At 66.1% G+C, this 15,104-nt stretch carries 16 protein-coding genes and 1 pseudogene; 13 read left to right on the top strand and 4 right to left on the bottom strand.

Annotated elements, in window-relative coordinates; translation table 11 throughout:
• From AC1DSF_RS25420 to AC1DSF_RS25405, 4 genes are read left to right on the top strand one after another with little or no spacing between them, the layout of a single operon-like run.
• Entirely contained in the window at positions 1-951 is a 951-nt protein-coding gene (locus AC1DSF_RS25420; protein ID WP_478128070.1) for a hypothetical protein, read from the top strand.
• Positions 948-1,982 (top strand): vWA domain-containing protein, encoded by a 1,035-nt coding sequence (locus tag AC1DSF_RS25415; RefSeq protein WP_478128069.1) that lies wholly within the window; start codon positions 948-950, stop codon positions 1,980-1,982. The genes AC1DSF_RS25420 and AC1DSF_RS25415 overlap by 4 nt, the downstream gene beginning before the upstream one ends.
• Positions 1,979-2,518, top strand: coding sequence for an MxaK protein (locus AC1DSF_RS25410; protein WP_478183650.1), 540 nt, complete (start codon positions 1,979-1,981; stop codon positions 2,516-2,518). The genes AC1DSF_RS25415 and AC1DSF_RS25410 overlap by 4 nt, the downstream gene beginning before the upstream one ends.
• On the top strand, positions 2,515-3,510 hold the full coding sequence (locus AC1DSF_RS25405) for a vWA domain-containing protein (RefSeq protein ID WP_478183649.1): 996 nt from the start codon (positions 2,515-2,517) through the stop codon (positions 3,508-3,510). The genes AC1DSF_RS25410 and AC1DSF_RS25405 overlap by 4 nt, the downstream gene beginning before the upstream one ends.
• On the opposite strand, the gene AC1DSF_RS25400 is transcribed toward AC1DSF_RS25405, so the two are convergent.
• Complete coding sequence (locus AC1DSF_RS25400; protein ID WP_478183648.1) at positions 3,465-5,414, bottom strand: S9 family peptidase; 1,950 nt, start codon at positions 5,412-5,414, stop codon at positions 3,465-3,467. The two genes, AC1DSF_RS25405 and AC1DSF_RS25400, sit on opposite strands and share 46 nt — an antisense overlap.
• Before the next feature lie 132 nt (positions 5,415-5,546).
• On the opposite strand from AC1DSF_RS25400, the gene AC1DSF_RS25395 reads away from it, so the two are divergent.
• Positions 5,547-5,888, top strand: coding sequence for a hypothetical protein (locus AC1DSF_RS25395; protein ID WP_478143983.1), 342 nt, complete (start codon positions 5,547-5,549; stop codon positions 5,886-5,888).
• Between the two features lie 195 nt (positions 5,889-6,083).
• Here the strand turns inward: AC1DSF_RS25395 and AC1DSF_RS25390 are convergent.
• The 3 genes and pseudogenes from AC1DSF_RS25390 to AC1DSF_RS25380 form a co-directional block, all read right to left on the bottom strand.
• A pseudogene (locus AC1DSF_RS25390) lies at positions 6,084-6,185 on the bottom strand (ImmA/IrrE family metallo-endopeptidase); the annotation flags it as partial.
• A 40-nt stretch (positions 6,186-6,225) separates the two neighbouring features.
• A complete protein-coding gene (locus AC1DSF_RS25385; RefSeq protein WP_478128065.1) occupies positions 6,226-6,438 on the bottom strand; it encodes a hypothetical protein in 213 nt (70 codons plus the stop codon).
• Positions 6,439-6,792: 354 nt separating this feature from the next.
• Positions 6,793-7,746: a helix-turn-helix domain-containing protein gene (locus tag AC1DSF_RS25380; protein WP_478128064.1), complete on the bottom strand. Its 954-nt coding sequence runs from the start codon at positions 7,744-7,746 to the stop codon at positions 6,793-6,795.
• Between the two features lie 177 nt (positions 7,747-7,923).
• On the opposite strand from AC1DSF_RS25380, the gene AC1DSF_RS25375 reads away from it, so the two are divergent.
• From AC1DSF_RS25375 to AC1DSF_RS25340, 8 genes are read left to right on the top strand one after another with little or no spacing between them, the layout of a single operon-like run.
• On the top strand, positions 7,924-8,766 hold the full coding sequence (locus tag AC1DSF_RS25375; protein WP_478143942.1) for an SDR family NAD(P)-dependent oxidoreductase: 843 nt from the start codon (positions 7,924-7,926) through the stop codon (positions 8,764-8,766).
• Positions 8,763-10,547: an FAD-dependent oxidoreductase gene (locus AC1DSF_RS25370; protein WP_478128062.1), complete on the top strand. Its 1,785-nt coding sequence runs from the start codon at positions 8,763-8,765 to the stop codon at positions 10,545-10,547. Before AC1DSF_RS25375 ends, AC1DSF_RS25370 begins: the two co-directional genes overlap by 4 nt.
• Positions 10,537-10,899 (top strand): NIPSNAP family protein, encoded by a 363-nt coding sequence (locus AC1DSF_RS25365; RefSeq protein ID WP_478183647.1) that lies wholly within the window; start codon positions 10,537-10,539, stop codon positions 10,897-10,899. Before AC1DSF_RS25370 ends, AC1DSF_RS25365 begins: the two co-directional genes overlap by 11 nt.
• Before the next feature lie 16 nt (positions 10,900-10,915).
• Entirely contained in the window at positions 10,916-11,710 is a 795-nt protein-coding gene (locus AC1DSF_RS25360; protein WP_478128060.1) for an SDR family NAD(P)-dependent oxidoreductase, read from the top strand.
• A 30-nt stretch (positions 11,711-11,740) separates the two neighbouring features.
• Positions 11,741-12,592, top strand: coding sequence for a branched-chain amino acid ABC transporter permease (locus AC1DSF_RS25355; protein WP_478128059.1), 852 nt, complete (start codon positions 11,741-11,743; stop codon positions 12,590-12,592).
• A gap of 13 nt (positions 12,593-12,605) precedes the next feature.
• Positions 12,606-13,607: a branched-chain amino acid ABC transporter permease gene (locus AC1DSF_RS25350; RefSeq protein WP_478128058.1), complete on the top strand. Its 1,002-nt coding sequence runs from the start codon at positions 12,606-12,608 to the stop codon at positions 13,605-13,607.
• A 13-nt stretch (positions 13,608-13,620) separates the two neighbouring features.
• A complete protein-coding gene (locus tag AC1DSF_RS25345) occupies positions 13,621-14,340 on the top strand; it encodes an ABC transporter ATP-binding protein (protein ID WP_478128057.1) in 720 nt (239 codons plus the stop codon).
• Positions 14,337-15,035: an ABC transporter ATP-binding protein gene (locus tag AC1DSF_RS25340; protein WP_478143943.1), complete on the top strand. Its 699-nt coding sequence runs from the start codon at positions 14,337-14,339 to the stop codon at positions 15,033-15,035. Before AC1DSF_RS25345 ends, AC1DSF_RS25340 begins: the two co-directional genes overlap by 4 nt.
• Positions 15,036-15,104 lie beyond the last annotated feature (69 nt).

Here is a 15,104-nt window from a genome sequence, read left to right as displayed (position 1 = left end):
ATGTCGATCTGGCGAATGCATCTGGCCCCACGCGGACTTTGCGCCGCGATGCTGGGCTGGCTTGCGTCGGCGGCCTGCGCCGTGGTGCTGCCGGGGCAGCTCAATGCCACCTTGAGCGAGCCGCGCGCCTTCGGCTACCAGATCGGGGACATCGTGTCGCGCACGGTCACGGTCGATGCCTCCGACGGCCTGGTGCTTGATGAGTCCAGCGTGCCGCAAGCCGGTGCGCGCGGCAACGCGCTCGAGTTGCGAAGCGTGGAGCAGCGCAGCAGCGTCGAGACCGGGGGACGGCGCCATGAACTGACGCTGGCCTACCAGGTGTTCCTTTCGCCGCCAGAGTCGCGCACCCTGGAGATGCCGGGTTTCACCTTGCGCTTCCAGGGTCAGCCGCGAGCGCAGGAGGTCCACGTCGAGGCCTGGCCGGTGACCGTGTCGCCGTTGGTGCCGGTGGACGTCTCGCCCCGGCGCGGCCTTGGTGAGCTGCAGCCTGATACACCCCCGCCGCTGATCGATACACGCTTCGCGCGTTGGCGCCTCATCGTCTATGGGATTGTCTCGCTGGTGCTGCTGGCCTACCTCGCCCATGTGTACATCGGCTTGCCGTGGTGGACGCGCGCGCATCGGCCGTTCACATTGGCATGGCGCGCGATGCATGGCCTGACGCCGGCGAGTTCCGATTCGCAACGGCGCGACGCTTTCAGGCATCTTCATGAGGCCTTGAACCGGACGATGGGGGAGGTCGTCTTCGAAGAGCGCGTCGATCGCTTCGTCCGTGCGCGGCCGCACTTCGCGCATCTGCGCGACGACCTTGTCAGGTTCTTCCGGCAGTCGCGTCAAGAGTTCTTCGGCAGCGAGACTCATGAGGGGAATCAAGTCCCGGCGCATGCAGATCGAAGCTGGCTGCTTGAGTTCTGCCGCCGTTGCCGCGACGCCGAGAGGGGTTCCCCATGAGCTTCGACCACGCCTGGCTGCTGTGGCTGTTGCCCCTGTCCGTGCTGCCGCTGCTGGCGCGGTCGAGCGGCGCGCTCGACAACGCCTGGGCCGCGCTCATGCCGCGGGACCGGAGCTCCGAACTGTTGGAGTGGGCGCTGCGCATCGTCGGCGTGCTGGCGCTCGCCGCCCTCACCATCGGCATGGCCGGCCCCTACTGGCCGGAGTACGACGTGGAGCGCATTGGCAAAGGCGCCGAGATCGTGCTGGTGCTCGATCGCAGCCGCAGCATGGATCAGGGTTTCGGCGGCGCGCGGCCTCCGCCCTGGGCGAAGGGCACCGGCCCGGCAGCGATCGACTACTACATGACTCAGATCAGGACGCGCGAGTCCAAGGGCAAGGTCGCGCGGCAGTTGTTGTCCGAGTTCATCGCCAAGCGGCAGGAGGACCGGTTCGGGATGATCGTCTTCAGCACGCTGCCTATCCGGGTGCTGGATTTCACGCAGAAGAACGAAGCCATCCAGGCTGCCATCGTGGCGGGCGACGTCGGCCGCGGGCTTTCGGAAACCAACATCGGCCTGGCGATGCAAGCGGCGCTGTCGTCTTTCATCGATCGGCCCTATACCGGCTCGCGCATCGTGATGCTGGTGTCCGACGGTGGCGATCGGCTCGACCCGCCAGCCCGTGAGCGCATTGCCTATCTGGCGCGCAAGCACCGTGTCGCGATCTACTGGATCTACCTTCGCTCCGCCAACAGTCCGGGCCTGGTCCTTGAAAAAGGCGAAGCGCCGGAGAACGTCGACGCGGTCCCGGAGTACGCACTGCATCGATTCTTCGAATCCCTTGGCAACTCGTACCGCGCCTACGAGGCCAGCGATCCCGAAGCCTTGAAGAAGGCCATCGAGGCAGTGAATCTTCTCGAAAACCTGCCAATCACCTATTTGGACACCGTGCCCCGGCGCGACCTGTCCGGACTGGTGCTCGGAGTCGCGTTCTGCTGCGTCCTGCTGCTGGCCGCAGCGAATTTGGCGGAGATCCGGCGATGGGCATGAACCGGCAGCGATGCACACGCGCGGTGCTGGGCCTCCTCGCGCTGGTCGCGGCCGCGGCGGCGATCGACGGCGCGCGTACCTGGCGCTTGCATCAGTGGAATGAATTGATCGTGTCGAGGCCGCTGCCGGCCGAAACCAGGGACATCCCGCCGCAGGTGCAATTCGCGCAGGCCTATGCACAGGCAGCCAGCGGTGCCGACGAAGCGGCCCTGCGTCTGTATCGCAGCCTCGAGAACGATTCGCCGCTTGGCCGGGCGGCGCGCTACAACAGCGCGAACCTGCTGATACGCCAAGCGGTGGTGGTGCAAGCCGGCACCGAACCCGGCAAGGCCATTGCGCTGATCGAGTTGGCCAAGGAGATCTACCGGGACGTGTTGCGCGTCGATCCTGGGCACTGGGACGCGCGCTACAACCTGGAGCGTGCCCAGCGGCTGCTCCCCGATCCCGACGAGATGGACGCCGCACCGCCCGAGAACCGGCGCGACTCCGAGCGTGCCGCCACCACGGTGCGGGGCCATTCGCCCGGCCTGCCATGAAGGCGTGGCAACGTTGGCGCGCCCCGTGGCGGCACAGCACCGACCGTTGGCTGCTCATGCTGGCGGCGCTGGCGCTGGCTGCAAGCCTGCTCGATCCGGCGGTGGTGATGGAGCGCCCGCTGTTCGATCATGTGATCGTGATCGACGTCACCCAGAGCATGAACGTCACGGATGCGGACATCGACGGCCGGCCGGCCTCACGGCTCGATTTCGTCAAGCACGCCTTGCGTCAATCGCTTCTGCAACTGCCGTGCGGCTCCAAGGTGGGCTGGGCGATCTTCACCGAGTACCGTGCGTTGCTGCTGATCGCACCCATCGACGTATGTGCAAATCTGAGGGAGCTGCGTTCGACCTTGGCGCAGATCGACTCGCGCATGGCGTGGTCCGGCAACAGCGAGATTGCCAAGGGGCTGCACAGTGCGATCGGCGTTGCGAAGCAGTTGCCGGACAAGCCGTCGCTGGTGTTCGTCACCGACGGGCAGGAGGCGCCGCCGCTGAACGCGCGCTACCGCCCGGCCTTCGACGACAAGCCTGGGGAGGTGCCGGGGCTCATCGTTGGCGTCGGTGACCTGCTGCCATCGCCGATCCCGAAGTCGGATCCCGAAGGTCGGCCCCTGGGCTTCTGGCGCGCCGATGAAGTGGCGCAGGGCGACCCGCGCAGCCAGGGGCGCGGCGCGAGCGTGCGTGGCGAAGCGCTGGTGGACGAGCAGTCGGCGCCGCCTGCGTCCACGCTCGGCGCCACGCCGGGACTCGAACACCTGTCGTCATTGCGGGAAGGCTATCTGCGCCTGCTCGCGAGCGAACAGGGCATGGTGTTCATTCGCCTGCAATCGCGCGAAAGACTGGCAGAAGCGTTGATGTCGCCTGCGTTGGCTAGGCCGACGCCGGTGCGTACCGGTGGGCGCACCTTTCTGGCGGGGCTGGCGTTCTGTCTGATGCTGGCGCGCTATGCCGCGCCGTGGCTGCGAAAGACGATGGTGTCGAAGAAATAGAACTCGGCGTCCAATGCCCACCGGATGTTCGAAGACTGGCGGAAGCCGTGCTGCTCGCCGGCGAAGAGCAGGTACTGCGCGGTGATCCCCTTCTGGCGCAGCGCCGTGACCATCAATTCGGTCTGCCCGGGCGGGACGATCTTGTCCTCGGCGCCCTGAAAGAACGCGACGGATGCCGACAGGCGTTCGGCATTGCGCACCGGCGAACGCTCGAGGTAGGCCTTGCGATCCGCGTACGGCGCGATCAGCCAATCCAGATAGCGCGACTCGAACTTGTGCGTGTCCCGGGCGAGTGCCTCCGGATCGCTGACCCCATAGTGACTTCCACCCGCCTTGAACATGCTGCGAACCGTCGGATCTGCGCAGGTGAGGCAGGTCAGGGTCGTGAATCCGCCGGCACTGCTGCCGCTGACCACGGTTCGCGTTGCATCCACCCATTTTTTGTCAATGACGTACCGGGCGGCGGAAGCGCAGTCGGCCGCATCCACGATGCCCCACATTCCATGCAGGCGTTCGCGGAATGCGCGTCCGTATCCGGTGCTTCCGCCGTAGTCGACGTCGACGACTGCGATCCCTCGGCTGGTCCAGAACTGCGTGCGCAAGTCGAGCGTGCGCGAGGCCGACGAAGTGGGTCCGCCGTGGCACTTGACCAGGAGCGGCGGCAATTCGCCGTCGGGCGCGACATGGTCGGCGTTCTTCGGCGGGTAGAACAGTCCGAACGCCGTCTGTCCGCCGGTTGTCGGAAACTCGATCGGCAAGGGGATGGAGAAATGCCTGTTTGTCGAGGGATCGTCTGCGACGGTGGTGGATTTCCGGATCGTGCTCACCGTGCCGCTTTGCGCGTCGAGCAGAACGATCGAGCCGGGAATGGTCGGTCCGCCAGCCTTGAAGGCCACCTTCTCGCCTCGGGCCCTCACAGAAGAAAACTCGGTGAAAGGCAGCTTCACTTCCGTCAGCTTGCCGCTTGCGAGATCCAGCAGAGCAAGCTTGCCGAGTCCTCCTTCGGTGTACGTGCACACGGCTTGGTTCGCCGACAGGAAGGCGTATGTCGACATCCCGAAGGTCCATTGGGCCCGACCGAATTCCGCCGCCATCGGGCAGACATTGACGCAGGCCCCGTGAGCTTCCGCTCGATAAATGTTCCACCAGCCCGAGCGGTCGGACACGAAGTAGAGCGTGCCATCCGGCGACCATTCCGGCTGGAACACCGATTCGGCTGGGCCGCCTGCAATCCGGGTCGGGTTCTCCACACCAGAACCGGTGAACTCCGCCACCCATAGCTCCGTGCCGACCCATGGCATGCGGGGGTGGCTCCATGACAGCCAGGCCAAGCGCCGGCGATCCGGACTGAGCCGCGGCGATGCGTAGAAGTCATCTCCCTCGACCCAAACTGTGCCGGCGCCGCCTGAGCGCAGGTCCACGCCCACGATTGTGTTGACGGCCTCCTTGCCCGGATTTCGATGATCCTCGCGAACACCGATCCACAGATGGCTCGGGCGGTCAATCTGCCCGTCTGCGTATCGAAGTCCGGCGTCTGGATGGCCTGAGGTGGGGGCGGGGGTCAGAGGTACAGGGCTGCTGTCGTTGCCGCCGAGGCGATAAAGACGCTGGTCCTTGAAGTTGCTGAAGTAGCTGACCTCTCCGGCAACCACGACCCCGGCACCGCCGTACTCGTGCACCCGCGTGCGCGTGGAAAAAGGCCGGGGCGTGACATCGATCGTCGTCCCGTCGGTATTGCGTCGAACCAAGACGCGGCGGCCGGCCTCTTGCGGGCGGCCTTCGACCCAGTAGACATCGGTGCCGTCGAGCAGCACATCGACGAGTTCGACCGTGGCAGTCGCCACGAGCTCGGACGTGATCGAAGATTTCCAGGTGCCGAAGGGCGCTGTTGTCGGGCGGGGCATGGGAGACCTCGGGTTTGCCTCGCACTGTATAGCCGTAAGGGGGCACCCACATGGCAAGGCGCCCAGTGCGTACAGGTGTTGACCGATAGGGGGAGCCAAAAGGTGATCTGGACTTCCTCAAGGAGACACACCATGAACACAGCACACACATCGCTATCCGTGGCCGTCGCAGCCATCCTGGCGCTGGGATGCAGTTGCGCGACAGCTCAAACGGCCGCTGCGCCTGCTGGCAGCGGCGCTGCTGGTGGCAACGCTCCCACGAGAAGCGAAGGCACCAGTCCGCAGAACCCTTCCGTGAACGGCTACAAGGACTCCAAGCCCGACAACTCGGCTGGGAACAAGCAGCGCCCGCAGCAGGACACCACCGCCGCAGGTGCTTTGCCCAGCGACCCGACGAGCAAAGACTCGATGACCAAGGACAACCGGCCCAGACACCCCGCCGCGGACATGCAGAAGCCTGCTGATCCGAAGTGAACGGCGCAAGTGCTGACCGCAGATCAGGCAGAGGCCGATGCCAACAGAGACCCGGTAGACGAGCGTCTCCGCATGAAAGGCTAGGCGCAGATGAGCACCTTGCAAGCGCGGAACTGCTTGAGAGGCATCAAAGGTCAAGGCAAACTCGTCTGCCTCGGCCTCCATCTTCTTGCGGCTACCCCCGCAGCCGGCGACCTCCGCCTGCGAGCAAAGAAACTCTTCCTGCAACGCTCGGCGCACCAGAAAGTGACCCAGCTCATGCGCGTGGGTGAAGCGAATACGACCAGGCGACTTCAAGCTTTCGTTGTACAGAAGCGCCCACCGGCCATCTTCTATTTCAAACTTCAAACAGCCCGCCCTCGAAAGACCTCAGATTTGCCGCCTGAGCTTCGGGAATCTCCGCCCTGAGGCGAAGCTGACTGCCGACAGCCTTCGCTGGCTCGACCACGTCCACTCGAAATGGCGTCGTCTCACCGAAAGCTGCATCGAGGAGATGCGTCTGCCGGATTGCTTCCTTCGCAGGGGCAACTACTTCATCGGTGGATGCCATCGTCAGCCGCCTTTCTTCAGTGCCTCTAGGATCGCACGGAGTCTTTCCCTATCCCCGGGCTCGAGCTTGGTGTAGTTCCGAAAGAACTGTCGGTCCTTCAGGTCCTCTTCCGAATCTTCAATGCTGTCGTCCATGAAGAAGGCGACTTCGATATCCACTAGCCATGCGCCGACCGCGACTCACATCGGCTCGTGGTCTCGCGCTTGGCCGGTTCGCTGCAGGTGCCTAGCGTTGACATATCGGATCTATCTGAGGTGGAAGCCGAGGTCCCGGGACGGCAGAAACTTGTGTGCGGATAACCCGATCCTTTGCGACGTCGACTGTCTGGAGGGTTTTCAGATCCTTCGGACCAACTTAAGCAAGCTGGTTGGCCTGGTTCTGCCCCAGGCGCAGTAGCGCCATACGACGAAACTCACTGGGAGTGTCTCCGGTCTGCTTGCGAAAGAGCCGCCCAAAATAAGCTTCGTCGGCAAAGCCAAGAATGGCTGCAATCTGCTTGATGCTCGATGTCGAATAGGCCAATTCGCGCTGTGCCTCGTGAATGATTCTGGCGTTCAGCACATCAAGGCTGGACATGCCTAGCGTGTCTTGGCAAAGCCGATTGAGCTGGCCCGCGGTGATGCCGAGTTGCTGCGCGTACTGCGAGATCGGCAGGCGCTTGCGAAAGTTGGTGTCGACGAGCGCGCGAAATTTTTCGATCTGCGTCGACTTGCGCGAACGTGCGCGGCTGTCGCGGGTCTCGCCCGGACGCGGCGCGGCATAGGTGCTCAGGCGCTCGATCTGCACGAACAGCGCGACGAGCAAGGCGGTGCCCGCGGCGATGTGGCCCGCGGCATGCACACGCGACTCTCGTTCGACCGCTTCGAACAGCGGCATCAACGCCTGCGCGTGACGGGGCGACAGGGTCGTGTCGACAACAGCGGGTGTCCGGATGGTCGTCAGTAGCTCGGGCGAGGCGACCGCTGCGAGCGATTCCAGCGGGCGCTGCGCGGCGGTAACCACGGGCCCGTCGATGTCAGCGCTGAAATCGAAGCTGTGCACCGATCTGGCCGGCACGACGATCAGACTGCCGGGGCGAACCGCCCAGCGCATGTCGTCGATGAAGGTCTCGCCGCCACCGTGCTGCACATACAGCAGTTGAAAAAGTCCGCTGTGCACATGCGGCGCGATCTTGTAGTCATGCAGGCAGGAACGCTCGTGGATCTGCTCGTAGTGAACCTGGTTTTCCCAGGCCGGCTGCGCGTCCACGCCGTACAGCGCGTAGTTGGGAATGGTCGAGGACGGGTTTTCCCTTATCAAGGCATTCATGCATGAATTGTCCGAGTAATGGCCGCTTTTGTCGATTGAGCGGACAACGCGTCAAACCTACGATCCGGGGCAAATCATTCGGAGACACCTCGACGAACAAGCCGCATGCGGTGCTGCGGTCTCTTGCCTTGCATTTCGCGCGGCCGGAATTGTCGGGTGCTCCATGGAGCCCCATTCATGCAGTTTCCTCTTTCCGACGGTTGGTTGGGCTTGGCTCGCCGGGTCTGCGTTGTCACCGGTGCGGCCAGCGGCATCGGCGCCGCCATTGCGACAGAACTGGCCCGCGCAGGCGCCCACGTCGCGCTATTGGACCGCGACGGAGATGCCGTCGACGGTCTCGCGCGAACCTTGACTGCCGCCGGCGGCACCGCCGTCGGCCTGGCGTGCGACGTGGCGGACGAAGCTGCGGTGCAAGCTGCGGCGCAACGGGTGCACGACACGCTGGGACCGTGCGCCGGCTTGGTCAACAACGCCGGCGTGCTGCGCTCCTCGCCTCTTGAAACGGTCTCGCTGGACGCATGGAACCAGGTGCTGGCGGTCAACCTGACCGGCTACCTGCTGTGCGCCCGAAGCTTCGCGCCGCAGATGCGCGCGCAGGGCGGTGGCAGCATCGTGCACACCGCCTCCATTTCCGGCTTGAACCCGCAGACCGGGAGCGGCGCCTACAGCGCCAGCAAGGCCGGCGTGCTGTTGCTGTCGCGGCAGATGGCCGCCGAGTGGGGGCCGCAGGGCATCCGCAGCAACGCCGTCTGCCCCGGAATGATTCGCACGGCGCTGTCCGCCAAGTTCTATGAGGAGCCCGGTTTCGAGCAAAGGCGCGCGGAAGTGACGGCGAGCCGCCGCATCGGCGAACCCATCGACATCGCCAACCCCGTGCTGTTCCTGCTGAGCGATCGCGCGAGCTACATGAACGGCGCCGAGATGCTGGTCGACGGCGGCATGGACACCATGCTGATGGATCTGGTTCCGCGCCCGGGCTTCAACCAGAGCGCGGCAACGACCGAGGGAGTTTCCGCATGAACACGAGCGCCAACGAGATCCACTGCGATCTGCTGATCATCGGCGCAGGCGCTGGTGGGCTGTCCACCGCCATCACCGCCAGTAAGCACGGCCTGGACGTGATCGTGGTCGAGAAAGAGCCGGTCTTCGGCGGCACGATGGCTTTCTCCGGCGGTGTGCTGTGGGTGCCGGGCAATGCGGTGTCGGCGCGCGCCGGCGCGAAGGACGGCATCGACGCCGCGCGCACCTTCATGCGCCATGAAGCCGGCGCGCATTTCGATGCCGAGCAGGCCGAGGCTTTCCTTGAAGAGGGACCCGGAATGGTCGACTTCTTCGAGCGCGAGACCACGGTCAAGTTCGTGCCGACGCTCTATCCCGACTACCACCCGACGGCGCCGGGCGGCGTGGATGTGGGGCGCTCGATCCTCGCTGCGCCCTACGATATTCGCGAACTCGGCGAAGACATGGCCAGGCTGCGCCCGCCGCTCAAGACCATCACCTTCATCGGGATGATGTTCAACTCTTCCAACGCAGACCTGAAGCACTTCTTCCGCGCGACGAAGTCGCTGACCTCGGCCGTGTACGTCGCCCGGCGGCTGCTCAACCATGTCAAGGAACTGATCCTTTACCGCCGCGGCACCAACGTGACCAGCGGCAATGCGCTCGCGGCGCGGCTGGCCAGGTCGGCACTCGACCTGAAGATCCCGATCTGGACCTCGACGCCGGGCAAGGCGCTGATCCAGGAGAAAGGCGGCGTGGTCGGCGCCGTGGTGCAAAAGGACGCCAAGGATGTCCGCATCCTGGCCCGCAAAGGCGTGGTGCTGGCTGCGGGCGGCTTCTCGCACGATGTGCAGCGGCTCAAAAAGGCCTACCCCCATGTGGCAAGAGGAGGCGAACACGTGTCGCCCGTCCCCACGGGCAACACGGGCGACGGAGCATGCCTGGCCGAATCGGCCGGCGGCACCGTGCCGATCCGCTACCGGCAGGCGGCGGCCTGGATGCCGGTGTCGCGCGTGCCCCTGGGCGGCGGCAAGTTCGGCGTGTTCCCGCATCTGCTGGACCGCTACAAGCCCGGCGTCATCGGCGTGACGAGGAACGGCAAGCGCTTCACCAACGAATCCGACTCGTACCACGATGTCGGCGCCGCGATGATCGAGGCCTGCAAGGACCAGAAGGAGACGGCGGCCTGGCTCATCTGCGATGCGGCCACCATCGGGAAGTACGGCCTGGGCTACGCCAAGCCTTCGCCCATGCCGCTGGGCGGCCTGGTGCGCAACGGATACCTGAACAAGGGCCGCACGCTGGCAGAACTCGCGGCCAGCGCGGGCATCGACGCGGCCGGGCTGGAGGCCACCGTGCGTGACTACAACGTGCATGCGGTTCGCGGCGAAGACCCTGCCTTCGGCCGCGGCGGCAACGCCTTCAACCGCTACCTCGCGGACCCCGAGCACAAGCCCAATCCGGCGGTCGGCCCGATCGGGCAGGGCCCGTACTACGCGCTCAAGCTCTGGATGGGAGATCTTGGGACCTTCGACGGGATCCGCACCAGCGTGGCAGGCGAGGTGCTGCGCGAGGATGGCGAGGTGATCCCGGGGCTGTTCGCGGTGGGCAACGACCGCGCCAGCGTCATGGGGGGCAACTACCCGGGCGCCGGCATAACCCTGGGACCCATCATGACCTTCGGCTACATCACGGGACGCTATGTCGCGGGCGCCTGGACGCCGGCGTTGCGCACGGAGATCCCGGCCGTTGCCGGCCTGCGGGCGACGAGCGAAGCGAAGGTGGTGCGGCATGCGCGCTGAATCCATCCTCGACGCGCATGCGCTGCCCCTGGTGGACCATCGCATCTACACGATCGCGCTTCGCAAGATGCCCGAGTTCCTGGAAGTGTTCGATCGCCTCGCCATGCCCGTCCTGCTGGAGACGCTGGGCAACCCGGTGGGCATGTATGTGAGCCAGGTCGGCCCGCAGAATCAGTTCGTGCACCTCTGGGCCTATGCGAGCCTGGGCGACTACGAGGCGCGCTGCGGCGCGCGCGACGCCCATCCGGACTTCCCGGCCTACCTGCAGGCATCGGGACATCTCCTCACTGCCCAGGAAACGCGGTTGATCAGGCGCGTTGCCATGCCCAGCGTCCGGGCGAAAGAACGCTGAGCGCCCGATGGAACCCATGAAGACAACGCAAGACCCGCGAAGGGGTCATGAATCGGTCGCGGTTGTGACGGGCGCTGCCGACGGCATCGGTTGGGCCGCCGCGCAGCGGCTGGCGGAGGAACACGCGCATGTCGTGCTCATCGACCTGCGGGAAGAAGTGGCGCGCGATCGCGCCGCGCAGCTGGGGGCCGCGCATCTGGGCCTGCGTGCCGACGTGACATCGGCCGACGATGTGGCCTCGGCGCTGGCTGCCGTGACGTCGCGCTTCGGCCGCGTCGATGTGCTGGTGAACAACGCGGGCATCGGCGAGCAGGCCGCGCCCACCGTGGAGCAGAAGGTCGAGCTTTTCGACCGGGTGCTGTCGGTCCACTTGCGCGGAACTTTCCTGATGAGCCGCGAGGCCGGGCGCACCATGCTGGCGCACGGCAGCGGCTCCATCGTCAACCTCGGGTCGATCGCCGCGTTCGGCGGCATCCCCTCGCGCAACGCCTACGGCGCGGCCAAGGCGGGCATCCTGGCCATGACGCGGGCGATGGCCTGCGAATGGGCGCGTCGAGGCGTGCGTGTCAACGCGGTCGCGCCGGGCTATGTCCGCACCGCGCTGGTGGAAGAACTGGAGCGCAAGGGAGCGCTCGACATCCAGGCGATCAACGCGCGCACACCCATGGGACGCCTCGCGGCGCCGGGCGAGGTCGCCGAAGCGATCGCGTTCCTCGCCTCGGCGCGGGCCAGCTTCATCACCGGCACCACGCTGCACGTCGACGGCGGCTGGCTGGCGCTGGGAGCACCCGAGTCGGCGCTCGCTGGCTGACCCGAATCACAAGAAGAGGAGAGACATGAAATGCTGACGATCAACATCTTCAACGGCCTGGTCTACGGCGCGTTGCTGACCGTGATGTGTTCCGGGCTGGCGCTGATCTACGGATTGCGCCGGGTGGTGAACTTCGCCCACGGCTCGCTCTACATGCTGGGCGCCTACCTGGGCTACAGCATCGCTACCTATAGCAACTTCTGGGTCGCGCTGGTCGCCGCGCCGGCGCTGATGGCGCTGCTGGGCGTGTGCCTGGACCGGTTCGGTTTTCGTCTGCTGCAGGACCGGGATCCGCTCACCGTTGTGCTCGTCACGTTCGGCCTGCTCATGATCATCGAGGACGCCGTGCAGACCCTTTGGGGCAAGGACAACCTGTCGGTGCCGGCGCCCGCGCTGCTGAGTACCTCGGTCGACCTGTTCGGCACGCCCGTGCCGGCCTACCGTATCGGCGTCATGGCCGTCGGGCTGCTGGTGGCGCTCGGCCTGACGCTGTGGATGCGCCATTCGCGTGCCGGGCTGTTCGTGCGCGCGGCCAGCACTGATCCCGCGACGACGGCCATGCAGGGCGTGAACACCGATGCGCTCTCTGCCACCGTGGTCGGCGTCGGCACGGCGCTGGCCGGGCTGGCCGGTGTCGTGGCCGCGCCGTTTCTCGCGCTGTCGCCCTCGATGAGCAGCGACGTGCTGATCGACTCCTTCGTGGTCGTCGTCATCGGTGGCCTCGGCAGCCTGTCCGGTGCATTCGCAACCGCGCTGGTGCTGGGGCTGATCCAGTCGATCGGTGCTGTCTACCTTCCCGACGCTTCGGCGATCCTGCCTTTCGCTCTGATGATCGCCGTCCTGCTGTGGAAGCCCGCGGGCCTGGCGGGCAGCCGCACCTGAGGAGCGCATTGCCATGACGATCTCCCTTTCCCGCATCGCGGCGTACGCCGCAGCCGCGCTGCTCGTGGGCGGCGCGGCTGCAGCGTACGCCGGTTCGGCCACTCTCCTGTCCCTGTTCACGCAGGCCGTCATCTTCGCCGTGTTCGCCCTGGGCGTCGGCCTTCTGTTGCGCCAGAGCGGACTGGTCAGCTTCGGCCATGCGGCCTTCTTCGGCTGTGCCGGCTACAGCGTGGCCGTGCTGTTGGAAACCCGTGTTGTGCCGGCGGAGGCCGCGATCGTGCTCACGCTGCTCGGCATTACCGCTGTGGCCTTCCTGCTCGGGCTGGTGTTCGTTCGCGTGCCCGGCATCGCATTCGGCATGCTGACGCTGGCGGTGGGCCAGATGCTGTTCCTCACGGCCGCCCGCTCGCGCGGCCTGACGGGCGGCGCCGACGGCATGAACATCAATTGGCCGAACACCTTGTTCGGTGTCTCGACCTCGGCGCTGACCGAGCCGCATGCGATGTTCGCGCTGTGCTGGTCCGTCCTGGTGCTGACCCTGACCGCGCTCACCCTGCTGCTGCGAGGGCGCTTCGGCGCCATCACCGAGGCCGTGCGCGACAACGAGGAGCGCGCCCGGTTCATCGGCATCCGCACCTTGCTGCCCAGGGCGGCGGTGTTCGCCTTGTCGGGCGGGGTCACCGCGCTGGCCGGCGTGCTCGCGGCGTTGAACACCGGCTTCGTCTCGCCGGAGAACCTGCACTGGAGCGTGTCCGGCGTCGCCTTGATGATGGTCGTGGTGGGCGGGCAGGGCGCGTTGTGGGGGCCGCCGCTCGGCGCGATCGTCTACTTCGTGCTCAAGGATCTCCTGGGCGGCTACGCCGACCACTGGATGGCCATCTTCGGCGCCGCGCTGATCGCCACCATCGTGTTCTCGCCACGCGGGCTTGTCGGTGCCCTGCAGCGCCTGGTGCGGCGACGGACCGGGACCTCCGCCGCCGCGTCCGCCGCTTCGCGCGGAACGGCATTTCGTTGAGGGCAAGACATTCATGACGGAACTGATACTGCAAGCCCGCGACGTGGCCATCCACTATGGCGGCGTGAAAGCGGTCGACGGCGTCGAACTGACGCTGGAGCCGGGGCAGATCCGGGGCCTCATTGGCCCCAACGGCGCCGGAAAGTCGACAGTGATCGACGCCATCACCGGACGCCGGCGGCTGACGCGCGGCAGCATCGCGCTGCAAGGCGAAGACATCACGACGCAGGGCGTCGAACAGCGGCGCCGACGCGGGTTGTCGCGATCGTTCCAGCGCACCAGCATCTTCGGCCAGATGCCGGTGCGCAAGCAGGTGGTGCTGGCGTCGCAGCAAATGGGAATCGCCGGAGCGGCGCAGGATGCGGACGAAATCCTTTCCGAGCTGGACCTGCTCCCGCTGGGCGCCACTCTCGCCGCCGACCTGGGCTACGGCCAGCAGCGCCGGCTGGATCTGGCGCTGGCGCTGGTGGGTCGGCCGGTGGTGCTGCTGCTGGACGAACCCATGGCGGGGCTTTCGGTGCAGGAATCCCGCGACCTCGCGCATCACCTCCAGGCGCTTACCGAACGGCGCGGGGTTTCGGTGCTGCTCGTGGAGCACGACATGGACGTGGTGTTCGGCATCTCCGACGCGGTCACGGTCTTTGAACTCGGCCGCGTCATCGCGAGCGGCACACCTGCCGAAGTGCGCGCCGATCCGCGCGTACGTCAAGCCTACCTGGGGAGCGCGGCATGAAGAGCCTGCTTCAATTCGAACGCGTCAACGCCTGCTACGCCGCGGCGCACATCCTCCATGACCTGAACCTGGAGATCGGCGCCGGCGAGCGAGTCGCATTGATTGGACGCAACGGCGTGGGAAAGACCACGGTGGTCAACACGCTCCTCGGCGTGGCCAGCCTGCGCGGCGGTACGGTGAGAGTGGCGGGCAAGACGTTCCTGCGTCCCAAGGCATACGAAGCCGCGCAACTTGGCGTTGCTGTGGTGCCGCAAGGCCGTCGCATCGTCGCCAACCTGACCGTCGAGGAGAACCTGCGGCTCGGTGCTGCCGTGCGTCGAAAGGGGCCGTGGACCACGGACGCCATCTACAAGCTCTTTCCGATTCTGCTGGAGCGCGCGCACACACCGGGCACCGCCTTGTCGGGCGGCCAGCAACAGATGCTGGCCATCGGCCGCGCGCTGATGTCGAACCCGGCGCTGGTGCTGCTGGACGAACCCACGGAGGGGCTCGCGCCCGTGATCGTCGATCAGCTCGCCGAGATCTTCGGCCAGGTGGCGGACCAGGGCACCGCGCTCTTGCTAATCGAACAGAACATGAGCCTGGTCGTGCGCGTCGCGCACCGGTACCTGGCCATGGCCAAAGGCTCGGTCATCGCTGAAGGGCGCGTGGCGCCCGAAGGCATCGAAGAACTGCATAGACACGTGATGGTCTGACCCGCGCAGCCGCCGCGCATCCCGCATTCCGTATCCACCGTACGCCCCCATCCGGGCTCATTTTTCAAA

The organism is Variovorax sp. 01N429, assembly GCF_056399425.1.
The sequence above is the reverse complement of the archived record's forward strand: the minus strand, read 5'-3'. Positions and strand labels throughout refer to the sequence as shown.